The 25,266-nt window shown below is 68.6% G+C and carries 25 protein-coding genes; 16 read left to right on the top strand and 9 right to left on the bottom strand.

Annotated features, from left to right (window positions below):
- Window positions 1-2 precede the first annotated feature (2 nt).
- Both LMH63_RS18530 and LMH63_RS18525 read right to left on the bottom strand, forming a co-directional pair.
- A complete protein-coding gene (locus LMH63_RS18530; protein WP_109675279.1) occupies window positions 3-245 on the bottom strand; it encodes a hypothetical protein in 243 nt (80 codons plus the stop codon).
- A 38-nt stretch (window positions 246-283) separates the two neighbouring features.
- Window positions 284-571 (bottom strand): DUF883 family protein, encoded by a 288-nt coding sequence (locus LMH63_RS18525; RefSeq protein WP_109675277.1) that lies wholly within the window; start codon window positions 569-571, stop codon window positions 284-286.
- A gap of 420 nt (window positions 572-991) precedes the next feature.
- Here LMH63_RS18525 and LMH63_RS18520 point away from each other — a divergent pair, with 420 nt between their 5' ends.
- Entirely contained in the window at window positions 992-1,156 is a 165-nt protein-coding gene (locus LMH63_RS18520) for a hypothetical protein (protein ID WP_199225555.1), read from the top strand.
- Window positions 1,157-1,360: 204 nt separating this feature from the next.
- On the opposite strand, the gene LMH63_RS18515 is transcribed toward LMH63_RS18520, so the two are convergent.
- The 4 genes from LMH63_RS18515 to LMH63_RS18500 form a co-directional block, all read right to left on the bottom strand.
- Entirely contained in the window at window positions 1,361-2,605 is a 1,245-nt protein-coding gene (locus LMH63_RS18515; protein ID WP_109675275.1) for a cation:proton antiporter, read from the bottom strand.
- A gap of 98 nt (window positions 2,606-2,703) precedes the next feature.
- Complete coding sequence (locus LMH63_RS18510) at window positions 2,704-4,059, bottom strand: DUF2254 domain-containing protein (RefSeq protein ID WP_109675273.1); 1,356 nt, start codon at window positions 4,057-4,059, stop codon at window positions 2,704-2,706.
- Window positions 4,060-4,353: 294 nt separating this feature from the next.
- On the bottom strand, window positions 4,354-5,088 hold the full coding sequence (locus LMH63_RS18505; RefSeq protein WP_229332662.1) for a matrixin family metalloprotease: 735 nt from the start codon (window positions 5,086-5,088) through the stop codon (window positions 4,354-4,356).
- 114 nt (window positions 5,089-5,202) lie between these two features.
- On the bottom strand, window positions 5,203-5,718 hold the full coding sequence (locus LMH63_RS18500) for a hypothetical protein (RefSeq protein WP_109675271.1): 516 nt from the start codon (window positions 5,716-5,718) through the stop codon (window positions 5,203-5,205).
- A gap of 333 nt (window positions 5,719-6,051) precedes the next feature.
- Here LMH63_RS18500 and LMH63_RS18495 point away from each other — a divergent pair, with 333 nt between their 5' ends.
- The 5 genes from LMH63_RS18495 to LMH63_RS18475 all read left to right on the top strand — a co-directional run bounded on the left by LMH63_RS18495 (window position 6,052) and on the right by LMH63_RS18475 (window position 8,860).
- The gene (locus LMH63_RS18495; RefSeq protein ID WP_109675269.1) at window positions 6,052-6,783 is read left to right on the top strand and encodes a TerC family protein; all 732 of its coding nucleotides are present in this window, start codon (window positions 6,052-6,054) and stop codon (window positions 6,781-6,783) included.
- Window positions 6,784-6,940: 157 nt separating this feature from the next.
- Window positions 6,941-7,255, top strand: coding sequence for a BON domain-containing protein (locus tag LMH63_RS18490; protein WP_109675267.1), 315 nt, complete (start codon window positions 6,941-6,943; stop codon window positions 7,253-7,255).
- 24 nt (window positions 7,256-7,279) lie between these two features.
- On the top strand, window positions 7,280-7,783 hold the full coding sequence (locus tag LMH63_RS18485; protein ID WP_109675363.1) for an MgtC/SapB family protein: 504 nt from the start codon (window positions 7,280-7,282) through the stop codon (window positions 7,781-7,783).
- 161 nt (window positions 7,784-7,944) lie between these two features.
- On the top strand, window positions 7,945-8,166 hold the full coding sequence (locus LMH63_RS18480) for a CsbD family protein (protein WP_109675265.1): 222 nt from the start codon (window positions 7,945-7,947) through the stop codon (window positions 8,164-8,166).
- A gap of 406 nt (window positions 8,167-8,572) precedes the next feature.
- Complete coding sequence (locus tag LMH63_RS18475) at window positions 8,573-8,860, top strand: sll1863 family stress response protein (protein ID WP_109675263.1); 288 nt, start codon at window positions 8,573-8,575, stop codon at window positions 8,858-8,860.
- Window positions 8,861-8,998: 138 nt separating this feature from the next.
- On the opposite strand, the gene LMH63_RS18470 is transcribed toward LMH63_RS18475, so the two are convergent.
- Window positions 8,999-9,628 carry a class I SAM-dependent methyltransferase gene (locus LMH63_RS18470; protein WP_109675261.1) on the bottom strand — a complete coding sequence of 210 codons (630 nt, stop codon included), beginning with the start codon at window positions 9,626-9,628 and terminating at the stop codon, window positions 8,999-9,001.
- Window positions 9,625-10,803 (bottom strand): BtaA family protein, encoded by a 1,179-nt coding sequence (locus LMH63_RS18465; protein ID WP_109675259.1) that lies wholly within the window; start codon window positions 10,801-10,803, stop codon window positions 9,625-9,627. Before LMH63_RS18465 ends, LMH63_RS18470 begins: the two co-directional genes overlap by 4 nt.
- Before the next feature lie 435 nt (window positions 10,804-11,238).
- Here LMH63_RS18465 and LMH63_RS18460 point away from each other — a divergent pair, with 435 nt between their 5' ends.
- The 7 genes from LMH63_RS18460 (at window position 11,239) to LMH63_RS18430 (ending at window position 19,650) form a co-directional block, all read left to right on the top strand.
- Complete coding sequence (locus LMH63_RS18460; RefSeq protein ID WP_146205152.1) at window positions 11,239-12,726, top strand: NHL repeat-containing protein; 1,488 nt, start codon at window positions 11,239-11,241, stop codon at window positions 12,724-12,726.
- 83 nt (window positions 12,727-12,809) lie between these two features.
- On the top strand, window positions 12,810-13,439 hold the full coding sequence (locus LMH63_RS18455; protein ID WP_109675255.1) for a hypothetical protein: 630 nt from the start codon (window positions 12,810-12,812) through the stop codon (window positions 13,437-13,439).
- Window positions 13,440-13,729: 290 nt separating this feature from the next.
- The gene (locus tag LMH63_RS18450) at window positions 13,730-14,758 is read left to right on the top strand and encodes a sulfite exporter TauE/SafE family protein (protein WP_109675253.1); all 1,029 of its coding nucleotides are present in this window, start codon (window positions 13,730-13,732) and stop codon (window positions 14,756-14,758) included.
- Between the two features lie 395 nt (window positions 14,759-15,153).
- Window positions 15,154-16,557, top strand: a complete 1,404-nt coding sequence (locus LMH63_RS18445; protein WP_109675251.1) for an MmgE/PrpD family protein — start codon at window positions 15,154-15,156, stop codon at window positions 16,555-16,557.
- A 36-nt stretch (window positions 16,558-16,593) separates the two neighbouring features.
- Window positions 16,594-17,541 carry a Bug family tripartite tricarboxylate transporter substrate binding protein gene (locus tag LMH63_RS18440; RefSeq protein ID WP_109675249.1) on the top strand — a complete coding sequence of 316 codons (948 nt, stop codon included), beginning with the start codon at window positions 16,594-16,596 and terminating at the stop codon, window positions 17,539-17,541.
- A gap of 59 nt (window positions 17,542-17,600) precedes the next feature.
- Complete coding sequence (locus LMH63_RS18435) at window positions 17,601-18,113, top strand: tripartite tricarboxylate transporter TctB family protein (protein WP_109675247.1); 513 nt, start codon at window positions 17,601-17,603, stop codon at window positions 18,111-18,113.
- A 28-nt stretch (window positions 18,114-18,141) separates the two neighbouring features.
- Window positions 18,142-19,650: a tripartite tricarboxylate transporter permease gene (locus LMH63_RS18430; protein ID WP_109675245.1), complete on the top strand. Its 1,509-nt coding sequence runs from the start codon at window positions 18,142-18,144 to the stop codon at window positions 19,648-19,650.
- A 319-nt stretch (window positions 19,651-19,969) separates the two neighbouring features.
- On the opposite strand, the gene LMH63_RS18425 is transcribed toward LMH63_RS18430, so the two are convergent.
- The gene (locus LMH63_RS18425; protein WP_109675243.1) at window positions 19,970-21,379 is read right to left on the bottom strand and encodes an MmgE/PrpD family protein; all 1,410 of its coding nucleotides are present in this window, start codon (window positions 21,377-21,379) and stop codon (window positions 19,970-19,972) included.
- Between the two features lie 314 nt (window positions 21,380-21,693).
- Here LMH63_RS18425 and LMH63_RS18420 point away from each other — a divergent pair, with 314 nt between their 5' ends.
- The 3 genes from LMH63_RS18420 (at window position 21,694) to LMH63_RS18410 (ending at window position 25,201) form a co-directional block, all read left to right on the top strand.
- Entirely contained in the window at window positions 21,694-23,127 is a 1,434-nt protein-coding gene (locus LMH63_RS18420; RefSeq protein ID WP_109675241.1) for an MmgE/PrpD family protein, read from the top strand.
- A 95-nt stretch (window positions 23,128-23,222) separates the two neighbouring features.
- Window positions 23,223-24,290 (top strand): AbrB family transcriptional regulator, encoded by a 1,068-nt coding sequence (locus tag LMH63_RS18415; protein WP_146205151.1) that lies wholly within the window; start codon window positions 23,223-23,225, stop codon window positions 24,288-24,290.
- A gap of 218 nt (window positions 24,291-24,508) precedes the next feature.
- Window positions 24,509-25,201, top strand: coding sequence for a GntR family transcriptional regulator (locus LMH63_RS18410; RefSeq protein WP_158280258.1), 693 nt, complete (start codon window positions 24,509-24,511; stop codon window positions 25,199-25,201).
- The last annotated feature ends 65 nt before the right edge of the window (window positions 25,202-25,266 follow it).

Here is a 25,266-nt window from a genome sequence, read left to right as displayed (position 1 = left end):
GCTCAGCGGGCAGCTGACGCGGCGAGCCCGGCGACGCTCCGCAGGGCCTGCGCCGGGCCTGCCAGGCCGGTCAGCAGGCGGCAGGCACGGTTGACGACGGGCACCGGCAGACGTTGCGCCAGAATGCCGGCCACGAAGGCGACAGGCAGGGCGACGGGGCTGCGGGCGAACGTCCGAAGCTGGCTCACCAGCCCGTCGACGCGCTGGTGAATCCGACGGGCCCGGCGATCGACCTGGCCGCGCAAGTGCGCGGCCTCCCGCCGCAACCGGGTGCGGCGGGACACTACGACCGGCGGGTCAGGGCGGCCAGTATGGCCCCGGCGGCAAAGGCGAGGCCAAGGGACGTCAGGGGGTTGTCGCGCACGTACCCGGTAATGGTCTGTACCGTTTCGTCGGATCGTTCCCTGGCCTTCTGCCCGGCTTCCCGGATCCGGGCTTCCGCCTCATCCGCCCCCTGGCGGACGCGCTCCTCGCCCCGGCCCGCGGTCTCGGCAATCCGGTCCACGGACTCGTGGGCCCGCTCGGAGAGGCGGTCGGTGGTGGCGTGGTCGCTACTGGCTGTCTTGCTCATGGGATTCTCCATCGCGTTATTGGGGAAGCCGGTCGACGGCGTTCGGCGTCGCTGACATACAACCGGGAGTCTTAGGGAATCGCGCCCCGGTGTCTGCGCGGCAGCGAACAGAGGCCCGCGGAGGCGGCGCGGTGCCTTCCCACTACACCCGACTCCGTGCGCCCGGCGACGGCCGTCGAACGGTTTTGGAGGGTGCCTTTTGTGTACGCAGGCGCACGGAGTTTTCCGCGCCATGGCCTCATCCTCGGCCTCGGGCTTCGGCCATGCACGGTTCGCCGCGCGCAGCGCCGTTCCGCGGCCGACGCGTCGCGGTGTTCTGCCGCATCGTCGTCGCCGTTTGGATGCTGCGTGCACTAGCAAGCGCGGGCCGCCGCGAGCCATCCGGGCATCTCCGCCAACCGATCGAAGAGGACAAGCACCATGAGAATCCGCAACGCCATTGCCGGCTCACTGCTCGCGAGCGCCCTGTTGCTCGCGCTCTCCGGCTGCGACGACCAGGGCCCCCTCGAGGAGGCCGGCGAGGACGCCGATGACGCCGTCGAGGATGCCGGCGACGCCGTCGAGGACGCCACCGACGGCGGCTGATCCGCAACATCGTTCGGGACGACGTGCGCGGGGGCCGCGGACTGAGGATCTCCGTGCGAGGCATGCCCGGCCGAGTGCGGCCGGAACGGGGACGTCTTTCTGACCGGGGCCCGCGCGGAGCGCACGTTCGGCAACCGCCGCGGCGGGACCAGGCACCGTCGCAGGTCGCCAGCAACCGGGCGATGAGCGTGTCTCGAGATGATCTCAGCGGGATACGTGCCGATCCACGAGAAAGCTCGTCGCCCCGTGGATCAAGGCCGATGCAAAGATCGTATACGCGGCCAGCGCCCAGATCTGATCCTCGTTGATGAACTCCAGATGACCCGTCGCAAATCCCACGTAGTAGATGGAGCCGATCCCGCGTACACCGAAGAATCCCACGATCCAGCGATCCCCGGACGGCATGCCAGCGCCCAGCAGAGAAAGCCATCCAACGAGAGGGCGGATCACGAGCAGCAGGCCGAACCCGATCAGCGAGTGCCGCCAGTCCAGCACGGGCCATAAAGCGGGCAACGCGCTCCCCAGGAGCACCAGCAGGACCGCCGTGATAGCGTGCTCGATGGCCTCGCTGAACGCGTGCAGGCGGGTATGAAAGCTATGCCTCTTCTGCACCTGGCGACAGCACAGTCCGGCCGTGAAGGCCCCGATAAAGCCATATCCTTCCACGAGCTCGACGACCCCGTAAGTCATCAGGACCGCTCCCAGCGCCAGTACGCCGGGGCCGCTTTTCTCCATGGCCCAGGCGCCCCACGTGGAAAAGAGGCTTCTCCCGAGTAGCCAGCCGACAAAGCCTCCGACCACGGCTCCGACGGCAATCCGGTAGAGCACATCGCGCACGACCCACTCCGTGAGCCATAGCGACGGATCGATGCCCTGCGTGCCCATGACGAGCCCGAGGTAGACGAACGGAAACGCCAGACCGTCGTTGAGGCCAGCTTCTGCGGTTAAGGTGAACCGGACAGGATGTTCCTTGCCCTCGAGCGGTGGCCCGACCTGAACGTCGCCAGCGAGCACAGGGTCTGTCGGAGAAAGCACCGCCCCAAGCAACACGGCACCCGCTACGGTCATCCCGGCCAGAGCCCATCCCAGGAACGCGACGCAGGCGATCGTCAGCGGCATCGCAATGAGCAGCATCCTGACGGTAGGCCGCCAGCGGTTCCAGCTGCTCACGTCGTCGATCCGCAGGCCGGTTGCGAACAGCACGATGATCACCGCCATCTCGCTTACGACTTCCCATAGCCGGGGCGAGACCGTCGGATCCAGAGCGTCGGGCATCCCGGGCACGAAGACGTAGATGATCAGTCCCAGGATCATGAGAAGCACGGACGAAAACGCCGTGCGCCGAAACAACAGGTGCGGCAGCCAGTATCCGAGGAAGATCGCGCCGCCGGTGGCCGCCATGAGTACGTGGGTCGGAGATAGCCCGAAGAAGGCGTCGGCGTCATTCATCTTCGCTCACCTTCTTGTTTGGCAGGCCGCCATATGCACCGCTCAGGGCCGCGCACTTATCGCCGGCCTCCGGACCGGTGCCGAGGTGCCGGCCCCGGTTAAGCCCGAGTGGTGAGGGGATCTTGCCGAACCGCGGCGGCAGGCTTCGGGTCGGCCGAGGCGGCCATGCGTTCGCCCGCGCCGGCGGTCGCGCATGCAGCCGCTCGACGCACGGCCTCGATGTCGTCCAGAAGTGACAGGGCGCGCTCGGAGCGAGCCAGTGCCATTCGGGAATGCCGCCTGACGGCGGCGAGCATCTCCGGGTCACCGCTCTCCGCCAAGGCGGAGAATGCCTTCTGCAGCCGCACGGATACCTCGACGATACCGGCGCCGTCCCGTGCGATGGCCGTGAAGGCGTCGTCGAACAGGTCGTCGATCGCCAGTTCCGGCACCGACACCCGGTCATGGGTGATCGCCACGACTTTGTCCGGCTCGAGCGGCGACTGCCAGAGCGTGAACAGTCGCACCATCGCGCCGATGACGTGGATCGCGGTGCCCGGATCATTGATGCCGGGCGACAAGGCCTTGTCGGCGATCTCGGACAGCGCGAGAAGGCCGAATCGGGGGTCATCCTCGAAGGCGCGGTTCGGCGTGATCTTGAAGGCGCTGGAAAAGGCCTCGGCCTTGAAGGTGTCGCAGCCCTCGACATGGAGCAGCGGGCGGTGCGTGCTCACGAACGTGCCGGGTAGCGCCCTCACCGTCACGCGGCCCCCGAATTCCACGGCCCGGGACTGCAGCGTCTGCAGATCGATGTGCTGGACATAACCCACCGTCGGGGAGCACACGGCGACGCCCCCGTCTCCCGACCGCCTCGCGCGGACTGGCAACGCGCCCAGCGTGGTCGCATGGCGGCGGCGATCCAGTGCGTTGCCGGCGGCCCGTTCCACCTGCTCGAGGGTGTTCACCACCCGGCCCAGCCGGGCGATTCTGTCCACCCAGCGAACGAAGGTGATGATGACGATGGCGAACACCAGCAGGGTGAGGACGAAGATCGCGAACAGGCCGGCGGCCTCGAACATGCCGTTCTGCACCGCGACCAGGGAAACGATGCTGAAGATGAAGGCGCCGATGAACGCGGACAGGGCGTTCTGAGTCACGTCGTCCGCGATTACGATGGGGATGGAGCGGGGCGTGGCGCCGGTACTGGCGGATGCGTAAGCGGCCACCATGGACCCCACGGCGAACGTCGCGATGACGAGCATGCTGGAAGCCATGATGGACAGCAGCGACTCGACGGAGGCCAGGTTGATCGCCGGCAACCAACCGGACAGACCCGCAAAGTCGGCCAGCTTTGCAACGAATATCCCGCCCACCGAGAGCACGCAAAGCACCAGCGGCTTGACCCACAGGTGCTCCTTGATGCCGCTGACCAGAAAGCGCAGCCGGTCCGAGGTCATCCATGTCGACTGGGGCATGATTCCATCATCCGCGGTTATGCACGGCATCCACCGCGATGTTGCGCACCATGCGGGCGGGCACGTCGTCGGGACCGTCGGCGCGGGCCTACGGCGAGCCCTGCCGCGCGGCTCTCCAAGCAGTGGGAGGACACCGCATCCTGACCTGTCAGGCACCGAGGGTTCGGTGCGGCATCCCACACTCGGTCCGCCGCCGATCCGGCGGCCGTCGGATTCCGCAGCGGCTGGGGCGGTAATCGCGGGCGGGGCTATCGCGGGGGAGGGTAGCGAGTGCCGCTTCGCCCGGGCCGTTGGCTAGCGGTCTGCGTCGTCGCGCGCGGTGGCCAGGGCTAGGCTATCGGCGCGACGTCCGTAGAGCCGCCGGACTCCGCGCAGGTCGCCTGGCTGCAGGTCTTCGAAGGCCTCGGTGTAGCGGAATGCCATCACCTGCCCGGAGGGTCCCGGATGGTCCAGGCCGATGGCATGGCCGATCTCGTGAATGAGCGTGTAGCGGATGTCGTAGACAGTCTTGTCGCCGCCGAAGCCGACCTTCCACGCCTGCTCGGGATTCAGGCACACCAGCGCCTGCTCGATTGCACGCACACCCGCCGCCGGCTCGGGTGCATAGGCCACGTTGGCGAATGCCCGCCCGCGCGGCTGGCCCTGGGCGCCGAGCACGACATCGGCATCCCGCGCGTCGTCGACCTGGTAAAAGGAAAGCCCGGCGGCGCGCTCCCAGACCCGAAACGCCGCCGCCGTTTCCCGCGCCAGCATCTCCATGGTCAGACCTTGCCGGGAAAGCGCCGCCATCGGCGCCAGTTCACGACAATTGCGCGCATCATCGAAGCGCAGCGTCTCGTCGGCCAGGGCGTAGCTGACTCGCGCCCCCACTCCTAGTGCCTGCTCGCCCCACTTGACCTTGTAGCCGTCCAGCTCGAGCAGCCGATACCCATCGTCGCCGGCATGGGCCGGCAGCGGGCTCGCCAATTGCAGGAGGCCGGCCAACACGACCGCCCGCAATGGACGGCGCGCACGCATGACTGATTCCACCGTAGTCTCCGAACCGGCATGCCTGAACAGGCACGGGTCGACGCTACGATGGCGGCGCGCGAGCGTATGGGGACTGGATCACATGACGGGCGCCCGATGACGATCAACGCTTCTCTAAGAGTCTGAACTCGGGGTTTCCTCCTCACGCCGTCCCGGCGCGTTGCCGCGCCCTATGATGGGCGGCGCGCGGCGGGTCAGCCACTGGAACAGTCCGATGGCAACAATTCCGGAAATCGTGGTCGCGAACAGAATGGCCGGGTAGACAAGCTCGCTGAGCTGTTCGCTGGTCGAGACCTCGAAGACCATGAGCAGGCCCTCCAGGCTCATGGCGATCAGGATGATCGTCATGAACTTCGTCAGTGACGAGCGGACTTCATCGATGTGGCTCATGTCGCGGCCACCAGTGACCTGCTCTTCAAAGAAGAACTTGCCGAGATCAAGAACGGCCGCGCTGATCACGATGATGCTGGCATTGTCCAGCAGCGCACTGACATGGAATTCGCCTTTAAGCGCATCCTGAATCACTGAAATCAGGGACATAGCGACCATGCTCACGGACAGGAGCAGGAGCGAGAGGCCGATCAGCACGAAGATGCCTCGGATGAGGTAGTTGATCCATTTTGCGGTCATATCCCGGCCCTTGTCGGATCACTCCGGCGCGTCCGCGCCACGGTAGTCAGCCGGCGTTGACAGATACTGCGCTGATCCGGCGCCGCCTCCGCGTCAACGTGCTCGGGCAGGGGCTACTGCCTGCGGCCGGAGGCTGCCCTTCGGCAGCCGCATACCCGATGCCCGAACGTCGCCGGGCGGACCTCCGGGCGTCTGTGCGCTGGCGAACGCAAGCCAGGAGCAGGATCGATCACACTGGCCGCCTTAAGGGCCGGCGGCTGCAATGCCGCCCGGGTGTGCGGTCGCGGCCGCGGCGGAGCTTCATCTCTCCGGCGCAGAGAGGACAAGTCAGCCATGTTCGAATGGATCACTGATCCCAACGCCTGGGTCGCCCTGGCGACGCTGACGGCGATGGAGATTGTGCTCGGCATCGACAACATCATCTTCATCTCCATCCTTGCCGATCGCCTGCCCGAGGCGCAGCGGGCGCGCGCCCGCCGGATCGGCCTGATGGTGGCGATGGCCACGCGCCTCCTGCTGCTGTTCTCGCTGGTCTGGCTGATGGGCCTGACGAGGCCGTTATTTGAGTTGTTTGGCATGGCGCCTTCGGGGCGCGATCTGATCCTGCTGGCCGGCGGCCTGTTCCTGATCGCCAAGGCCACCGTGGAGATCCACGCCAAGCTCGAGGGCGAGGGCGCAGCGGAACACCTGCCGAATCGGGCCGCCGCGGGCTTCGCCGGCGTGCTGCTGCAGATCGCGCTGCTGGACCTGGTCTTCTCCGTGGACTCGGTGATCACCGCCGTGGGCATGGCGGAGGATGTCGCGGTCATGGCGCTGGCGATCATCATCGCGGTGGGCGTGATGCTGCTCTCGGTGGGGTTCATCAGCCGCTTCGTCGAGCAGCACCCCACGATCAAGATGCTGGCGCTCTCCTTCCTGCTCCTGATCGGTGTCTCGCTGGTCGGCGAGGGGCTCGGCTTCCATATCCCCAAGGGCTACATCTACTTCGCCATGGCCTTCTCAGTTCTGGTGGAGCTGCTCAATCTGCGCGTGCGGGCTCGCAGGGCCCGGCTGGCGGCGAACTAGAAGTGCATCCGGCGTCCGCGGCCTGGGGAGCGTCTGTTCCCGGTGCTGCGGGGGTACGCCACCGCACCGACGCGCCGGTAGCCGGGGATCAATGTCGGGTACGCCTGCGCAGCTGTGCTGGCAGGCGTTGCGTTACCACCACTTCGGAGTCCGCCCCATGCGATCGCTTATCCGATTGACGTCCCTGCTCCTGCTGGCGCTGATGGTCACGTCCCTGCTGGCCTGCGCCTCGACCGAGACCCGCCAGGCCCCCGGCGAGTACCTCGACGACAGCGTCGTCACCGCCAAGGTGAAGACGGCTATCTTCAATGAACCGGAGCTCGAGGTCCTGGAGATCACCGTCGAGACGTTCCGCGGCGACGTTCAGCTCAGCGGCTTCGTCAGCTCCCGGGCCGCTGCGACGCGGGCGGTGGAAGTGGCACGTGCCGTCGAGGGCGTGCGGTCCGTGCGCAACGACATGCGGGTCAAATAGACCGAGACGCGCATGAATGACGCGATGACGCTGATCGGCCGGACCGTCATGGCCGAATTCGCCGGCCTGAACGACCTCGGCGAGGTAATCGTCGTCCTGATCAGGGTGATGCTGGCGGCGTTGCTCGGCGGGGCGCTCGGGCTGGAACGGGAGCAGCAGGGCAAGGCCGCCGGCGTGCGCACGCACATGCTGGTCTGCATGGGCGCGGCCCTGTTCATCCTGATTCCGCAGCAGGCGGGCATCTCCGACTCGGAGATGAGCCGCGTGATCCAGGGCGTCATCGCCGGCATCGGCTTCCTGTGCGCGGGCACGATCATCAACAGCAGGGATGAGCAGCGGGTATCGGGGCTGACCACGGCGGCGGGCATCTGGTTTACCGCCGCGATCGGGACCGCGGTGGGTCTCGGGCGCGAGCAGACGGCCATTCTGTGCACCGTGCTCGCCTGGATGGTGCTGCACATGGTGCCGATGTTCTCCCGTTTCAGGCTCGCCAGGAAGTCCCGAAATCCGCCTCCCGCCACCAAGTAGGTGTTCCAGCGTACCGACGGCGTGTACCCGGGGGGTGCAGTCTCGAGGGTGACGCCGAGCTCCGCGATCCACCTGCGTGGCCACTTGCTGGAGCCGGCTCTGGGACCGTCCGGGGAACACCCGGTCGGAACACGATTCCGCGGAATGCGAGGCAACAGGCAATGAACTGGGACACCATCGAAGGCAACTGGAAGCAGTTCAAGGGCAAGGTCCGGTCGCAGTGGGGCAAGCTCACCGACGACCAGCTGGATGTCGTCGCCGGCAAGCGCGATCAGCTGGCAGGCAAGATCCAGGAGAGCTACGGCGTCAGCAAGGACGAGGCCGAGGACCAGATCAGGCAGTTCGAGCAGACGGCCAGCGACCGGGACGACAACCGCGGCTGACGGCCGGTCGGGCGCGCCTCAGCCTCCATCCCGCAGGGGCGCCTGCGGCCCTGCGGGCACAACCTGGAGAGATTCCATGAACAGTATCGTCTACCTGGTCGGGGTGGTGGTCATCGTGCTTGTCGTTCTTTCGTTCTTCGGCCTGCGCTGAGGCAGGGCAAGGGTAAGGGCATGCTGAGGTGCGCGGCGGGGCGGCACGGGATGGCCATCAGCCAGGATGACTGGCGGACCCCGGGAAAGTGGTGGCCGTGTGTCCGTCCGCACCGCTGCTATGCTTCAAACACATTGCGAGCCCCCCAATAAGGCCGGCGGAGCAGGCAGGCAGCAGACCCGCTGCCTGGACGGACTGTGACCGCATCGGGCGCAGGCTGCCCCCGGAATTCCACACGCAAGCGGGAATCCAGCCATGAACGACAAAGACCAGTACATCGAGAAGGCCAAGGCGCAGCTGGACCAGTGGGCTGCGGAGATCGATAAGCTCAAGGCGAAGGCCGACGAGGCCGAGGCCGATGCCAAGATCCAGTATCAGCAGCAGATCGAGGAGCTGCGGCGCAAGCGCGATGAGGCCCAGGAGCAGCTCGACGAGATGCAGGCAGCGAGCGATGAGGCCTGGAAGGACATGAGGTCCGGTTTCGACAGGGCGTGGGACAACCTCCGCGCGGCCTTCGACCGCGCCATGTCGCGGTTCCGGTGATCCCCTCCGGCAGGCTTCGGCGGACGCCCAGCCGCCGGGCGTCGGCCAGAGCCGTCTTCGGCCTCGCCCATCACGTCCGTGATTCTGCTGCCCCGGGTCCTCTGCCGCCGTCCCGGGCGTCGCCGTATCCCATGCGGTTCAGGGGCGCCCTCCGAGGAACATCAGGTAGCGCCACAACCCGGCGTAGGCGGGCCGGGAGTCCGCGAGCAGCGGCCTGAACCGCTGCTGCAGGGCGGGGCGCAGATCCCCCTCCATGCGCACGTGATTGAGCCGCATCCAGCGGCGGAACAGCGGTGACGCCGAGTGCTCGAAGTCCACCACCGCGACCAGACCCCGCGGGGCGAGATCCTCCAGAGCGTGGTCCAGCGCGTCGTCGCGGCCGGGGTTGAACATGGACAGGGCATAGGAGAAGAGGATCAGGTCGAACCCCCCGCTCGGCCCTTCCGGTCTCAGGTACGGCCGGTGCAGCAGACGCGGCCGGACGTCGAGCCGCGCCAGGCGCCGGGCAGCCCGCCCGAGCATCCGGGCCGAGGCGTCCAGGCCGGTGATGCGGGCCGTCGGAAAGCGTCTCCCCAGCCGCACCAGGTTGACGCCGGTGCCGCAGCCTACCTCCAGGATGGAGGCCGGATGCAGGTCGGCGGGCAGTGCCTCGATGATGCCCCGTCGCCCGAACAGGAAACTCCAGCGGGTGAGGTCGTAGATCCCGGCGTGGCGCCGGTAGTAGCGCTCCACGGCGGCGGTGGCGCGGGGCGACGGCGCCGTGCTCACAGCACTTCCGCGAGGTGGACGCTGCCGTAGGTGCCGACCCGGTCCCGGCGGTGCAGCGCCGCCGCCCACTCGGGGAAGAACCGGAGGGATCGGCGGGCGAACTCGGGGAGAAAACTGGCGTCCTGGGCCGCCGAGCGCATCAGGATGCGGCTGCCCGGACGGCTGTTGGCCAGCAGGAGCTCCCATTCCTCCTCCAGTGCGGGCCGGTCGTGGCGAACCAGCCAGTCCTGGTGATCGAGCAGCACGAAATGGCTGTACGTCCCCGGGTTGCGGCGCAGGAAGTCGCTGACGGTGGTGGTGTGGGTCCGCACCCGGTCCACCCGGTCGGCAAGCCTGTCGAAGTGCTCCGCGCGCAGGTACTCCGGGCAGCAGCCGGACGCATACGAGCCCGTCAGGTAGACGCGCCAGAAGTAGTTGTCCCGGGTCATCACCTCGGTGGCCACATGGCGGAGCTTGTCCGCGAGGTAGCTCGCCAGTCCGCCGGGGTAGCCGTCGCGGATCAGCTGCAGCTGGGAGCGGGGCACGCCGAGCAGGGACATCACCCACGGCTGGCGCACGAGCCAGGAGATAAGGCCGCCCCAGATCAGGGGCTCGATGCGGGTGTAGATGGCCTGCTGCTCGCACAGACTGTCGGCATCCATGAGGTCCAGGAGTCCGGCCCGCAGTGCAGGGCGGCGCAGCAGCACGCGCGTGAACAGCCAGGCCGCTGTGCCCGCGGTGCCGTGATAGTAGAAGGACGGGCGGCCCCGATGGCGGTCGAAGTAGCCGATACGCCGGTCCCAGAATGCCGCCGAGGGGGCGTCCAGGTGCGGGCGGGCGGCGGCATAGACGCGGGCATAGCCGTCGTGGCTGCCCTTGCCGAACATGGCGTAGAGGTCGTCGAACCCGCCGAGACGGAACAGCGCCAGCTTGAGCTGCAGCAGGGCGTTCTGCCGGGGGTTCACATCCACCGCATGAATCGTCGCGGGGCTGTCCAGCAGATAGTCCAGGGCATTGCAGCCGGCACTGGTGACCATGACCACCCGGCTGCTTCCATCCAGCGCCAGCAGCTCCCGATCGATCCGCGGGTCTTCCCAGCAGGTGTTGTAGATGAGATGCCGGTTGTGGACGTTGCGGAAGAACAGATCGTGCGCTGCCCGACCGAGCCGCGAACCCGCCCCATGCGAGGTTCCCATAGACGAACCGCCCGTATGGCTGCCAGAGACGCTGGCAGGCTAGCTGTCGAAGATGACAGGGAGGTTTTAAGGGCTGGACCAACCGCCGCATCGCCGGGAGGCTCGGGGTGACTGAAAAGACCGTAGAGGCATAGCGCTCGCGGGTCCTGCGCAAGACCGGTGCCGGGGAGCTCCCCGCCCTGACGCGGATGGCGATCCGAGCCGGACTTTTCGAGAAAAGGGCCCCGGCTGCGGGGCGCGGATAGCGGGTCTCGGCCCTGCGCCCGCCCGGCACGGCGCTGACCTGACCCGTGCTCTACTGTGCGCAGGCGCACACAAACGACTGATTTCACAATTTTTTTTGACTTGACGGATCGGCAGGTAGGGACCAGTGTTTACAGTGGCTGGTGCACCAGCCACATCCAATCGAGGAGGAGAGCTCCGTAGGAGGTTGCCATGCCCTCCAGGAATCAGTTGATACCCAAAACGATCATCAGCGGCGCCCTGATCATATTTACATTCCCCGTCGCTACCCAGGCCGCGGACGAAGGAGCCGGTGCCACAGGGAGCGCGCTCGCGCCTCAGTTCAGGGTGGATCCGGACTGGCCGAAGCCGCTTCCGAACAACTGGCAGGTAGGCCAGGTCGCCGGCGTGTCGGTCGGCCCGAACGACAACATCTACGTGCTGCATCGTCCGCGCTCGCTTTCCAGCTCGCAGGCCGGCGCCACGGATGCCGAGCCGGGCGTCTATGTCTGTAATGCACAGGGCGAGCTCGTGGAGCGGGGGACCACCTGCCGGTCGACCGACGAGTTCGAGGAGGCCACCGCGGCTGACGCATTCGGTCATCCACGCCCTCACGGTCCAGTATCCGACAACTCCATCCCGGCTCCGGCCGTCCTCAAGTTCGACCAGGAGGGCAACCTGCTCGATGCCTGGGGCGGGCCACGCCACCATGGCGAGGATTGGGGCTGGCCCGATCCTCTGTGGACCTCGGCGCCCGGCGCGGACTGCCAGTGGCCCGCGAACGAGCATGGCCTGCACGTCGATGACGACGGCCATGTCTACATCGCCGCCAACGGCGAGGGTGACGGAACGACCGGCGTGGCGCTCAACGACCGTGGCTGGGACGGCCACTTGCTCAAGTTCAGCGCCGAGGGCGAGTGCCTGTTGCAGGTCGGTGAACCGCTCGGCCCCGGACGGCCGGACAAGCTGGCCGACAGCAACGACACCGACGGCGGCGTCAACGGCACCCCGCAGCTTTTCCGCGCGGCGAACATGCACGTGCATGGCGACAACCTGTACATCGCCGACGGCTACGGAAACCGTCGCATCGTCGTGGTGGATAAGGAGACCGGGGAGTACAAGCGTCACTGGGGTGCCTACGGTGACGTCACCGTCGACGACACGGCGCCGGGCCCGTTCGCCGAGGAGCGGCCAGTGACGGCGAACCGGCCGTCGCAGTTCCGCACGCCCGTGCACTGCGTGCGGGTCGCCGACGACAACGAGCGCATCTACGTCTGCGACCGGGTGAACAACCGGATCCAGGTGTTCGATCAGAGCGTGGGCACGGACGAGCGCTGCACCGAGCCGAGCCAGCAGAAGAACAACGAGTGCGGCTTCCTCTTCGAGAAGTTCGTGCGCGCAGACACGCTCGGCCCTGGCTCCGTGTGGGATCTCGCCCTTTCCTCGGATCGCGCGCAGTCCTGCGTGCACCAGGCGGACGGCTCGAACCAGCGGCTGTACACGCTTCATCGGCCCACGCTGAACATCCTCGACAGCTTCGGCGAGTCGGGGCGTCAGGCCGGCGCGTTCCACTGGCTGCACGACGTGGCCGCGGACTCGCACGGCAACCTCTACACCACGGAGGTGGATACCGGTAAGCGGGCTCAGCGCTTCGAGCGTGTGGGACGCCGCAACTGCCGAGAGCAAGCGGCCGAGGACTGAACCGAGCCTCGCGGGGGCCGAGGTCCGTTGCGCACCGTGGGCGCGGCGGGCCCCGGCCCCGGGTCGGAGTCGGAGAGACGGTCATGGCTCGCGTGTGGCGCCGGATCGGTGTGATCGTGCTGGTCGCGATTCTGGGCCGGGTCTCCGCGGTTGATGCCCACCCGGAGCATCTGCCGGAGCATTTCGTGATCGACGTGCACGTGCGTCTGGCCGGTGAGCAGGTGGAAGTGCTCGTTCGCACCCCGCTGTTTCTTTTCGCGAACGTGGGTCTACCCCTGCGCGGCGAGGGGCATGTCGACATCCGTGCCTTCCATTCGGTGGACCCGCATGTCGAGGGCGACCTGACCTACGCACAACGTGCGGCCAACGCCGTGGAGTCGGCGATCCGTCTCTCCAGCGCGGGCGAGCTGATCGAGCTGACCACGCACGACGTCCGGCTGTCGCGGGAAGAGAACACGGCCTTCGGATCGTACGAGCAGGCCAGGACCCAGGTCGGGGCCGGGCGGCAGACGCGCGAAGTCCACCATTCTCGCGGCTTCGTGGACGTGCGGTTTGTGGGCTGGCGAGAGCACGAAGACGCGCTCGCCTTCACGCCGACCATCAGTCCGGCACTGGCCGGGCGCACCACCTTCCGTGTGACCGTGAACGGCGGCGGCCGCGTGCGCACGCACGAGATTGCCGGCGACGGAGCCGCGGTTCGGCTGCTGGAATGACACCCGCCGGCCGGGATGACTTACCTCCATCCGCAGGGTGTAGTCGCGGCAGTCCATCCGTCTCGCAACCCGTGTCATGGCGAGTTCCGGCTCCCCGAGGCGGAGGGCCTCGAGGGCGTGCGCCAGGGTCATCTGCGTTGCGGCGCCGGGGCGAGTGCGAGGGTTGCGACGTCGTTATGAGGGGATGCCTGCAGCCAATGGCAGGCGTGCTGGCCCTCATGGCGACCACGATGGTGGCGACAGGTTGACCGCTGTGTCCCGCAGGGCGGTGGCCTGACCCCTGGTTCCGGATGGGCACGAATGCCCGGAGTTGCGGGGCGGGCCCCGGCGCATTATGTTCCGCGATCCGGACGCCGGGCCGGCCGTTGCCGGGCCATCCGCAGGATGCAACGCATACCCCGGCATTCGTCGAGTCCACGGGGCAGCGGCGCGGATTCCCGCCAACCCCGCTTGCCATCGGCCATCGATCCTGCCGAAGCCATCGCGTGGCCGCGTCCGCGCCGCCGGCACGGATCGCGGAACAGCGGCCCGATACGCCGCGGCTGGAACCGAATATGCCGGACTGGGGCTTTCCGCTGCTGGCGGACATCGAGATCACGACCATCCTCCTGGTCATTGCCGTGTGCTTCGGTGCCGCCGCCCTGAGCGGGATGAGCGGTTTCGGGGCCGGATTGATCATTGCCCTGTTCCTGACCCCGATTCTCGGTGCCAAGGCAGTGGTGCCGGTGCTCTCGGTGGTGATGATGATCAACAACTTCAGCCGCGTGTGGTTCTTCCGCGGCGAGTTGCACTGGCGTCTGATCGCGCTGGTGGCCGGCCCGGCCACGGTGACGGCGCTGCTCGGTGCGGTGCTCTACGACCGACTGGACTCGGCCGTGGTGCAGGCGATGATCGGCGTCGTGCTGATCGGCTCGATTCCCCTGCGGCGGTACCTGGCGGGGCGCAAGGTGGCGCCCAATAACGGCGTCATGATCGCCTTCGGGGGCGGCTTCGGATTCCTCAGCAGCCTGGTGGTGGGGGCCGGCATCCTGGTGGTGCCGCTGCTGCTCGGTGCCGGGCTGGCGGGGGCCAGCCTGCTGGCGACGGACGCCGCCATTGCCGTCGCCGTGAACCTGGTCAAGATCGCCGCCTTTGGGTCCCTGGAGACCCTCAACGCCGAGCTCGCGATCATCGCGCTGATCATGGGCGCCTGCACGATTCCCGGCACCTGGGTGGCGGCGTGGATCGTGCGGCGCACCGATGTGCGCATCCACACCGCCGCGGTCGAGGCGCTGGTCGTGGTCGGCGGCGCGGCGATGCTGGTTGGTGCCTTTCTCTGAGGCCTGGCCGCTCCCGCCCCAACTCGCACTGCCGGCGCTGGCGTCGGCTTCCGCGACGAATCCGCATACTGCCCGGAAGATTGGCGGCGCGAGGTGCGGCAGCCGTCATGGTGCGTTCACCATGCTGCATGCGCACAACCCCCTGCGTTGACAGACGCCCGGGGCGGGGCTTCAATGCTGACTGTTGGCAGTTATCAATTGCGGCATACGATGAACGCTCCGGCGGCCGTTTCACCATCTGCCAAACTGCCCTGGTGGGCATGCTCGCCAGGGGCGTATTTGCGCGGGACCGCCGCCACTGAGCTGCGCCCCTTCCCCGAACCACCCTGCGGCGAGTCGCAGCCGGCCTGCTACCGGGTTCGCCGACCACCGCAGCCGAGACAGGAGCCCGGACAGTGAGCGCAGGATCCCCCAGCGAGGCCCCGACGGCGGCCGCCAAGCTCGCGACCTTCATGCACGGGCTGCGCTTCCAGGATATCCCCCCGGAGGTGGTGGATTCGGCTCGCCTGCGGATCCTCGACATCCTCGGCATCTGCGTTGCCGCCCGCGAGGAGTCCGGCCCTCAGGCCGTGCGCGCCCTGGTCAGCGAGTGGGGCGGGCGCGAGCAGGCCGAGATCGTTGGCTGGGGGGATCGCGTGCCCGCGGCCCTGGCGGCGCTCGCCAACGGCACTCTCGCCCACAGCATGGACTTCGATGACACCCACCATGAGGTGCGCATCCACCCGAGCACCGTGGTGGTGCCGGCGACCCTCGCCGCGGCCCAGCAGGCCGGGCTCGACGGCCGTGCCCTGATCACCGCGGCGGTGGCGGGCTTCGAGGCGCTGGTGCGGATCGGGATGGTCGCGCCGGCGCGCTTCCACGAGCGGGGCCTGCACGCGACGTCCCTCTGCGGCACGCTGGCGGTGGCCGGCATTGCCGGCCGCGCCCTGGGACTCGACGTCCGGCAGATCACCCACGCCCTCGGCGTCGCCGGCTCCCAGGCCAGCGGCCTGCGCGAGGCGTACCTGGGCGAGGCCACCGACACCAAGGCCTTTCACGCCGGCTGGGCCTGCCACGCGGGGCTGGTCGCCGCCGGTCTGGCGGCGCGGGGATTCACCGGCGCCAGCACCGTGCTGGAGGGCCGCTTCGGCTATTACAACGCCTTCGTCTCCCCGGATCCCTGGGACATCGAGCGCCTGACCGACGATCTCGGCCGCCACTGGGAGACGCCGAACATCGTCTACAAGCTGTTTCCCTGCGGCTCGCTCTCCCATGGCTGCATCGACGCCGCGCTCAGGCTGCGCGCCGAGGAGAACCTGGATCCCGATCAGATTGCCGGCGCGACCTGCATCGTGCCGCCGGGCATGGTCTCCACCATCTGTGAGCCGGAGCACCAGAAGCTGGATCCGCAGAGCGGCTATCAGGCGAAGTTCAGCATCCAGTACGCGGTGGCCGAGGCCCTGCTCAGCGGCAACGTCACCCGCGCCAGCTACACCGACGAGCACGTGCGCGACCCGCGGATGCAGGCGCTGCTGCCGAACATGCGCTACCGCACCGACGACAGCATGCCGTTCCCGAAGAAGTATCCCGGTGGGGTCGTGGTGCGTCTGCAGGATGGACGCGAGCTGGAGCGACGGGTGCCGAACAGCCCCGGCAGCCCCGACAACCCGGCCACCACCGAGCACATCGTGCGCAAGTTCCACGGCAACGTCGCCGGCCTGCTCACGAGGCCAGCCGCCGACGAGATCGTGGAGCGGATACTGGGCCTTGAGAACGAGGCCGGCATCGACGCGGTGCTGGCCCTCTGCCGTACGGACTGACCCGGCGGCACCCGTGGAAGGAGGAGGAGAGGAACGATGAAGAGACTCATAGCGACGGCCGCCCTCGGGGCGATGCTGACGGCCGGCGGGGCGCTGGCCCAGGACGACTGGCCCACCGACGACGTCCTGTTCGTCACCCACTCGAGCCCGGGCGGCGGCAGCGACGTCCTCGCCCGCGCCATCTGCCGGGCCATGCAGGACATCACCGAGCACTCGTGCACGGTGGAGAACCACACCGGGGGCTCCGGCGCGGTGGCACTCCTGTACATGGCGAACAACGCCGAGACCGACGGCCATACGCTGATGACCGTCACCCCGACGCAGATCATCACCCCGCTGCGCAGCGAGGGCATCCCCAACTACCAGCAGATGACCCCCATCGCCCGGCTGTTCATGGACCCGGCGCTGCTCTATGTCCGGGCGGACAGCCCCTACCAGGACGCCGGCGACATGATGGACGCCCTGACCGAGAACCCGGGTGACATCACCTGGGGCATCGGCAGCGCCGGCTCCCTGGACCAGCTGGTGATCCAGCAGACCGAAGAGGCGGCCGGCGTGGACGTGCGCATCGTGCCCCACGAGGGCGGCGGCGACGCCAAGACGGCCGTCCTCGGCGGCCACGTGGACGCCGCGCTGGGCGAACCGGCGGAGCTGGTGTCGCAAATCGACAGCGGCGACATCCGGGTGCTGGCCACCTATACCGAGGAGCGGCTGGACATCCTGCCCGACGTGCCGACGATGATGGAGCTCGGCTACGACGTGGCCTCCACCAAGTTCCGCGGCGTCTTCGGCCCGCCGGGTCTGGACGACGCCATGGTGGAGCGCATCGCCGCCCGCCTGGAGCAGCTCTACGACGCCGAGACGTTCAAGGAGTATTACGTCCCGGGCGCCCTGCAGCCGGCGTTCATCCACGGTGACGAGTTCGTCGAGTTTCTCGGCCGCAGCAACGACCGCATTGCGGCATTCCTCGCCGAGCAGCAGTGACGGCGGCGCGGGCCCCGGACCGCCGTCCCGGGGCCCGCCCTTTCTCAGGGGCGGAAGCAATGAATCGAGTCAACGTCGCCTCCGGCCTCGCCTGTGTGGCGTTCGCCGGCTGGGTGTACTGGATGGCGCTGTCGCTGCCCACGGCGGGGGCTCTGGATCCCCTTGGCGGCGCCTTCCTGCCGAAGGCGCTGGCGGTGGTGCTGGCCCTGCTCGGCGCGGCGCTGGCGATTACCGGCCTGCTTGGCATCGGCGTGCCGGGCGGCCAGGCGGCGGCGCCGAAACCCGGCACCCCGGCAACCCGCCGCGAGGAGGAGGACACGGCGGAACCGGCGCCGGAGTCCATCCGGCGAGTGCTCGCCTATGCCGCCGGCCTCGTGGCCTACGTCTGGCTGATGCCCGTCATCGGCTTCCTCCTCAGCTCGTTCGTGGCCTTCACGTATTTCATTACCGTGCTCGGGCAGCGCCATCCGGTAAAGGCGCCGCTTGCGGCCGCCGGCATCACCGCCGGGCTCTACCTGCTATTCGGCGTGCTATTCGGCGTGCGCCTGCCCGTCGGGACACTGTTCCAGTGAGCGCGCCCCATACCGCCGGAGGACAGCAATGATCGACGCCGCCGCTCTCGCGGGCGCCCTGTCGACGGTATTCGCCGTCGAGAATCTGTTCTTCCTCTGCCTGGGCGTGGTGATCGGCATCCTCGCCGGCATCCTGCCGGGCATCAACGCGGCCATCGGCATCACGCTGGTGATCCCGTTCACCTATGGCATGGAGCCGGTCACCGCGCTGCTCATGGCCCTCGGGCTCTGGGGCGGGGAGAACTACGGCGGATCGGTGACGTCCATTCTGGTGCGCACCCCCGGGGCGGCCTCCGGGGCGGCCACCATCTTCGACGGCCATCCTCTGCACGAGCAGGGGCATTCCGGGAAGGCGCTGGGTATCTCCTGCATCGCCTCCGCCACGGGCTGGTTCATCAGCACCATCATCCTGGTCCTGCTCGCCATCCCCATCGCCGCGTTCGCCCTGCGCTTCGGCCCGGCGGAGTACTTCGCGGTGGGCATCTTCGGTCTGAGCATGGTCTCGGCGGTCAGCGGCGAGAACCTGCTCAAGGGGTTTATCGCCACCGTGGTCGGCCTGCTGCTGGTGACGGTGGGCACCGACCCGTTCTCCGGGCTACCGCGCTTTACCTTCGGCCAGATCGAGCTGTTCGAGGGTATCGATTTCCTGATCGTGATGATCGGCGTGTTCGCACTCTCCGAGGTGCTGGTGCAGGCGAGCCGTGCCGCCGCCGAGGCGGAGCGCGGCGCACAGCGCTACTCGGCGGAGCTGCCCAGCTGGGCGGAGATCCGCTCGGTAATTCCCACGGTCCTGCGCTCCAGCGTGCTCGGCACCTTCGTCGGCTCCGCGCCCGGGGCGGGTGGCTCGATTGCGGCCTTTATCGCCTATGGCCAGGCGAAGAACTTCTCCCGGCATCCCGAGCGCTTCGGCAAGGGCTCGCTGGAGGGGATCGCCGCGCCGGAGTCCGCCAACAACGCCACCGAGGGCGGCGCGCTCATCCCGCTGCTGACGCTGGGCGTGCCCGGCTCAGGGGCGGCGGCGGTCATCCTCGCGGTGATGATCATCAACGGTATCCAGCCCGGGCCGCAGGTATTCGAGGAGCAGCCCGTGCTGGTCTACAGCCTGTTCATCGGGCTTGCCATCGGCGCGTTCTTCCTGCTGTTCGCCGGCCTGTTCGCGGCGCGCTGGCTCATCTACGCGGTGCACACCCCGCGCCCCTACCTCGTCACGGGCATCACCGGTATCGCCTGCATGGGCGGGCTTGCCATCTCCAGCAGCATCTTCGATCTGCGGCTCGCGGTGCTGTTCGGGCTGATCGGCTATCTCATGCGCCGCTGCGGCTTCCCGGCGGCGCCGCTGGTGCTGGCCATGGTGCTCGGCTTTCTCATCGAGACCTCGCTGCGGCGGGCCATGATCACGGCCGACGGGGACTGGACCACCTTCCTGACCCGGCCCATCAGCGCCACGCTGCTGGCGCTCGCCGTGGCCTCGTTCTTCTGGCCGATCGTGAAGGGCATTCGCGACCGCCGCCGGATACAGGCCGCGGGTCGCGGCTGACCGTCGCCGACACGGCGGGTTGCCTGAGGACGTTCCTGGCGCCGGCCTGCTTGCGGCAACGGGGCCGCTAGGCAGAGCAGGGGCCCAGGCCGTGCCCGGTGCGAGGTGAGGCGGGCGTCCTCGGGACACGCTGTGAATACGTCCCTGTACGCTCGTAGGCGAGGTCCATCTCGCCTACGGTCCCGAGGACGCCCGCCCCACCTCGCACTGCCGGCGCCGGTGCTGTGTTCCGCGGTTCAATTGGCCCAGGCAGGACAGTGCCAGGGCCGTGTGCAACGTGTGCTGGCTGCTCTGGTGCGGGAAGCCATGAGCCGTAGCCTCAGGCCGGCTGTACCCGCAGCCAGTCGCCGATGACGGCGGTGTCGTCCAGCGCCACGAGGCCCATGACGCCGTCGATGACGGCCTGCTGGCGCGCCGCGCTGAGCAGGCCGTCGGTGCAGGCGCGGAATTTGTCGGCGACCTCGTCGTCGGTCATGGGCAGGGAGGGGCCGCCGCGATAGCGCTCGTCGGCCCACTGGGTCAGGGTCCTGCCATCGCGGGTCACCAGCTCGATCCGGGAACGGATGCGGTCGAAGCCCCGGGCCTCGATCTCCGGGTCGAGCTGGGTCGTGATGCGCCGCTGCATGTCCTGCATCGCCGCCGAGCCGACGCACTCGTCGGTGAACTCGCGCCGCCCCGCCCCCCGGTAGAGCACCATCATTGCCAGCAGAGCGGCCATGGAGAACTTCGCCTGCAGGTGATTCTCGGCGATGTCGTAGCGGATCGGCTCGAGGATGTTGCTGCCGGCGTAGAAGGTGATGCGCTCCACCTCGTCCGGCTTCACGTCGTGGTCGGTCACCAGCTTGAGCATGGCGTCCATGGACTGGTGGGTGAGGATGCCCGACGGGTAGGGCTTGATGCTCACCCCCGGGGAGACGATGGTCAGGGGATTGGCGAAGCCTTCGGCCACCTTCTCCTCGCTGAAGCCGTTGCCCATGACCTGCAGGTAGCCCCAGCGCCCGTCCAGCGGCGTCGGGTCGGCGGTGAAGCCGCGCTCGGCGAGCAGTGCGGCGATGACGCCGTTCTCCGCGGCCCGCCCCACATGCAGCGGCTTGGTCATGGTGCCGAAGTTGCAGCGGATGCCGGCGGAGAAGCTCGCCGCCATGCCCAGGGCGTGGCGCAGCCGCTCGCCGGTAAGGCCGATGAGGCTGGCGGCGGCGACGGCGGCGCCGAAGGTGCCGACGTTGCCGCTGGTATGGTGGCCGCGGCGGTAGTGGTCCGGCTTCATCCACTCGGAGATCTTGCACTCGACCTCGAAGCCGGCCAGGAAGGCGGTCATGAAGCGCCGCCCATCGACACCCCCGAGGCGCTGCGCCATCACCAGGGTAGCGGTCAGCGGTGGCACCGAAGGGTGGGTGAGCAGACCGTAGACGTGGGCCGGGTCGTGGGAGACCTGGGTGTCGTCCCAGTCGTGGGCGTGGCCCGCGGTCCCCAGCACCCGGGCCGCCATGGCCGCGGGGACACGCGTATCCGTGGCGCCGAGGAGGGTGGCGTCCGCCCGGCCGCCCTGGTCGCGGGCCTCGTCGATGAGGATCCGCACCGAGTGCTCGGTGGTGCCGGCGATGTAAAGGCCGACACTGTCCAGGATGCAGCGCAGTCCGAGGTGAACGGCCTCTTCGGGAAGGCGCTCGTAAGCGAGGCCCTCGACGAAGGCGACGGCCTGATCGGTGATGGCGTGGGATGTGCTCATGATTCCGTCCTGGGTGGGCCCTGTCCGGTGCCAGGGCCGCCAGCGGGGCCGCCCCATCGCCGGGCCAGGAACAAGGGTAGGGGGCCGCTCCCGCAGCCGGTTTCCTCCGGGAGCGTGCCGGCGCCCCGGGCAAGTGTCAACAGTTGCCAGGCTCGATCAGTCTGGCAACTGTTGACAGTTTGCGCCTGTCCGGTACCCTCGTCGGCGTTGGGCGCGGCGGTTTCTGCTGACCCTCGGGGCGGCGGTCGGGCGCGCTCGGCGGAATCACCGGCCGCGGCGGCCCGACCGCGCAGACGTTACGAGGAGCGACGAGAATGGCTGACGACATCAAGCACTACACGCCGGACATCGATTCCAAGCACGCCGAGGGTCTGACCCGGGAAGTCGCCGAGTTCGTGCTCAACACGCCCTTCTCGGCGCTCTCGACGGAGCTGCTGGATCTGGGCCGCAAGTCGATCCTGGACGGCTTCGGCCTCGCGCTCTCGGGCTCCGTCGCCGAGAGCGGGCGCATCGTGCAGCAGTATCTCGCCGGCCAGGGCGTGCGCGGCGAGGCGACGGTGATCGGCACCGACATGAAGGTGCCCGAGCGCTTCGCCGCCTTCGCCAACGGCGTCGGCATTCACGCCGACGACTACGACGACACGCAGCTGGCGGTGCACAAGGACCGGGTCTACGGCCTGCTGACCCACCCCACCGCCCCCTGCCTGCCGGCGGCGCTTGCCATCGCCGAGGTGAACGATCTGTCCGGCCGCGACCTGATGCTCGCCTATCAGATCGGCGTCGAGGTGGAGACGAAGATCGCCGAGGCGATCTCGCCCCGGCACTATCAGCACGGCTTCCATGCCACCGCCACCTGCGGCACCTTCGCCGCCGCGGCGGCCGCGGCCCGGCTGCGCGGGCTGGATCTCGAGACCACCCTGCGGGCGCTGGGCATTGCGGCCTCGCAGTCGGCCGGCCTGCGGGAGAACTTCGGCACCATGACCAAGCCCTTCCACGCCGGGCGCTCCTCGGAGTCCGGGGTGGTGGCCGTGGACTTCGCCCGCGCCGGCTGGACCGCAACGGACCGCATCCTCGAGTCCCCGCGCGGCTTCTTCCAGGCCCACGGCGGCGGCTTCATGCTCGAGGCGATCCACGGCAAGCTCGGCAATCCCTGGACGTTCATCGAGCCGGGCGTGTCCATCAAGCCGAACCCCTCGGGCTCGCTGACGCATCCGGGCATGACGAAGATGCTGGAGCTCATCCTCGAGAACGACATCCGGCCGGAGCAGGTAGAGCGTGTCGACGTCGGCACCAACCACAACATGCCCAACGCCCTGATCCATCATCGCCCCACCAACGAGCTGCAGGCGAAGTTCTCGATGGAGTTCTGCATGGCGATCCTGCTGCTGGAGCGCCGCGGGGGGCTGCCGGAGTTCACCGACGAGGTGGTCAACCGCGCCGACGTCCAGGAGCTGATCGGCCGCGTGCACTTCGGCGTGCATCCGGAGGCCGAGGCCGCCGGCTACGACAAGATGACCACCATCATCGACATCCACCTGAAGGACGGGCGGACCATCTCGGGCCGCGCCGACTTCGGCAAGGGCAGCCCCGCCAACCCCATGACCTACGATGAGGCGGCGGACAAGTTCCGCGGCTGCGCGGAGTTCGCCCGCTGGGACAGCGCCCGTACCGAGCGCATCGTCGAGGCGGTGCGGGAGCTGGAGTCGATCGGCTCCGTGCGGGAGCTGACGCCGCTGCTGGCGCGCTAGCGCCGCCCCTGCCAGGCGGGGGCGGCAGCACCATTCGGGGGATACGGGATGCTCTGCAGCTGCGGGGAGAGCGCACTGGCCGGCCGGTGTCCCGCGTGAGGGCGGCGGCTCGGGCGATCGCGCACTGGGGCGTGGTGGCGGCCGCCGGTATGGTGGCCGGCTGGCTCGGCAGTGGCCTCGGCATGCCCCTGCCCTGGCTGCTCGGCCCGCTTGCGGTCTCCGCGACAGCCGCCCTCAGCGGCTGGGCCGCGCCGGAGTCCGGCAAGGTGCGGCGCCTATCCCAGACGGTCATCGGAACGGCCATCGGCCACAGCTTCTCGGCCGGGGTCATGGGCGCACTGGTCGCCCTGATTCCGCTGATGGTCGGCATGGCGCTGTGGTCGGTGCTGATGGCCGCGATCTGCTCGCTGCTGCTGGTGCGCTTCGCCGGCATGGACCGCACCTCGGCGCTGCTCGCCAACATGCCCGGCGGCGTGGCGGAGATGGCCTTCCTCGCCCAGGAGATGGGCAAGCCCACCAGCCCCATGATCGCCGTGGTGCAGACCATGCGCCTGACCTCCATGGTGGTGCTGATCCCGTTCGGCATGGCGCTGCTCATGGGCACCACCGGCGAGAGCATGGCGCTCGGCCAGGGCCATGCCACCATTGGCGTCGAGACCGTGGCGATCCTCGCCCTGGGCCTCGCGGCGGGCTGGGTGCTTCAGCGCATCGGCGTGAAGAACGCCTTCATCCTGGGTGCCCTGCTGGTCTCCCTCACCGACACCGCCACCGGCCTGCTGCACGCCACCGTACCGGGCATCCTGGTGGTGGCCGCGCAGGTCTCCATCGGCCTGTCCATCGGTGCCCGCTTCCGGCGCGAGGACATCGTCCGCCTGCCGCGGGTGGCTGTCGTGGGGCTGCTGGTGTCCCTGACCACCTCCGCCTGCACATTGACGAGCGCGGTGCTGGTGGCCCTGGCGACGGGCCTCGACCCGTACACGCTTGCCCTCGCCGGCGCTCCGGCCGGCATTACCGAGATGGTGCTCACGGCCGGCGCGCTCGGGCTCTCCGTGCCCATCGTGGCCAGCTTCCAGATCCTGCGGATCTTCGTCGTCAACGCCTTTGCGGCGCCGATCACCACGCTCTGGGAGAAGGCGGCGGTGCTGGGGGGACGCTCGGCGTAGGCGGTGTTTGAAAGTTAACTGACAATTGTTGACAGTATGGCCCGCCTCTGCGAGGCTCGGTTTATCAGCACTCCCGGGCCGCCCGATGCCAAAGGCGCGAGGAGACGGCGGCGCCCCCGTCGGTGGCGTGGCAGGCTCGGCAGGCTAGAATGCCGGCGGTCGAGACGCGACCGAAGCCTGAGAACGCCCGCGGGAGACGGGACGGGAGTACTGACGCAATGACAAGGATCCAGGTGCAGGGACTGACGTCGGCGATTCGCGCCGAGATCGAGCGGATGATCGCCCGCGGCGAGCTCCGCATGGGCGACCGCATCAACGAGGTCGCCCTCGCCAATACCTTCGGCGTAAGCCGCGGCCCGATCCGGGAGGCCTGCAGGGGACTGGCGGAGCGGGGATTCCTCACGGTGATCCCCAATCGCGGCGCCTTCGTGCGCAAGATCAGCGTCGAGCAGGCGAAGAAGCTATACGAGGCACGCGCCGGGGTCTTCGGTTACGCCGGGTATCTGCTGGCCCGCAACCCGGATCCGGCGTTCATCGAACGCCTGACCGCGATGCTGGAGAACATGGAGGCCATCGTGGCGTCCGGCGACGTGGCGGACTACTACCCCGCCAACCTGGACTTCCACCGGGCCATCCTCGAGGCGACGGAGAACCCCGAGCTGGTCCGGATCTACCAGACGCTCGTGGACCAGCTGCACCTGTTCCGGACCACGGGCCTCGTGCAGCCGGGCAGCCTGGAGGAGTCGAATCGCGAGCATCGGGACATCGTCGCGGGGATCGCCTCCGGCCAGCCGCAGGTCGCCTTCGCGGCGCTGCATGCCCACGTCGAGGGGGGCATGCGCCGCATGCTGGCCCATCCCGCGCGCAGCCGGGAAGAGGAGGAGCGGCACGCAAGCGGTGAGTCCGGCTAGCCGGTATTCGCCACCCGGGCGCGCCCGCCGCCGACCGCCTCCCCCCGGCATTCACGGCGCCCAGG

It is taken from the genome of Spiribacter halobius (genome assembly GCF_020883455.1).
Taxonomy (GTDB): domain Bacteria; phylum Pseudomonadota; class Gammaproteobacteria; order Nitrococcales; family Nitrococcaceae; genus Sediminicurvatus; species Sediminicurvatus halobius.
This window is presented reverse-complemented; position numbering and strand designations above follow the sequence as displayed.

Bases quoted from the DNA above. Each gene is read 5' to 3' on its own strand.
- LMH63_RS18525 (WP_109675277.1), bottom strand. From the start codon at position 571: ATGAGCAAGACAGCCAGTAGCGACCACGCCACCACCGACCGCCTCTCC.
- LMH63_RS18520 (WP_199225555.1), top strand. From the start codon at position 992: ATGAGAATCCGCAACGCCATTGCCGGCTCACTGCTCGCGAGCGCCCTG.
- LMH63_RS18515 (WP_109675275.1), bottom strand. From the start codon at position 2,605: ATGAATGACGCCGACGCCTTCTTCGGGCTATCTCCGACCCACGTACTC.
- LMH63_RS18510 (WP_109675273.1), bottom strand. From the start codon at position 4,059: ATGCCCCAGTCGACATGGATGACCTCGGACCGGCTGCGCTTTCTGGTC.
- LMH63_RS18500 (WP_109675271.1), bottom strand. From the start codon at position 5,718: ATGACCGCAAAATGGATCAACTACCTCATCCGAGGCATCTTCGTGCTG.
- LMH63_RS18495 (WP_109675269.1), top strand. From the start codon at position 6,052: ATGTTCGAATGGATCACTGATCCCAACGCCTGGGTCGCCCTGGCGACG.
- LMH63_RS18490 (WP_109675267.1), top strand. From the start codon at position 6,941: ATGCGATCGCTTATCCGATTGACGTCCCTGCTCCTGCTGGCGCTGATG.
- LMH63_RS18485 (WP_109675363.1), top strand. From the start codon at position 7,280: ATGACGCTGATCGGCCGGACCGTCATGGCCGAATTCGCCGGCCTGAAC.
- LMH63_RS18480 (WP_109675265.1), top strand. From the start codon at position 7,945: ATGAACTGGGACACCATCGAAGGCAACTGGAAGCAGTTCAAGGGCAAG.
- LMH63_RS18475 (WP_109675263.1), top strand. From the start codon at position 8,573: ATGAACGACAAAGACCAGTACATCGAGAAGGCCAAGGCGCAGCTGGAC.
- LMH63_RS18465 (WP_109675259.1), bottom strand. From the start codon at position 10,803: ATGGGAACCTCGCATGGGGCGGGTTCGCGGCTCGGTCGGGCAGCGCAC.
- LMH63_RS18460 (WP_146205152.1), top strand. From the start codon at position 11,239: ATGCCCTCCAGGAATCAGTTGATACCCAAAACGATCATCAGCGGCGCC.
- LMH63_RS18455 (WP_109675255.1), top strand. From the start codon at position 12,810: ATGGCTCGCGTGTGGCGCCGGATCGGTGTGATCGTGCTGGTCGCGATT.
- LMH63_RS18450 (WP_109675253.1), top strand. From the start codon at position 13,730: ATGGGCACGAATGCCCGGAGTTGCGGGGCGGGCCCCGGCGCATTATGT.
- LMH63_RS18440 (WP_109675249.1), top strand. From the start codon at position 16,594: ATGAAGAGACTCATAGCGACGGCCGCCCTCGGGGCGATGCTGACGGCC.
- LMH63_RS18435 (WP_109675247.1), top strand. From the start codon at position 17,601: ATGAATCGAGTCAACGTCGCCTCCGGCCTCGCCTGTGTGGCGTTCGCC.
- LMH63_RS18430 (WP_109675245.1), top strand. From the start codon at position 18,142: ATGATCGACGCCGCCGCTCTCGCGGGCGCCCTGTCGACGGTATTCGCC.
- LMH63_RS18425 (WP_109675243.1), bottom strand. From the start codon at position 21,379: ATGAGCACATCCCACGCCATCACCGATCAGGCCGTCGCCTTCGTCGAG.
- LMH63_RS18420 (WP_109675241.1), top strand. From the start codon at position 21,694: ATGGCTGACGACATCAAGCACTACACGCCGGACATCGATTCCAAGCAC.
- LMH63_RS18410 (WP_158280258.1), top strand. From the start codon at position 24,509: ATGACAAGGATCCAGGTGCAGGGACTGACGTCGGCGATTCGCGCCGAG.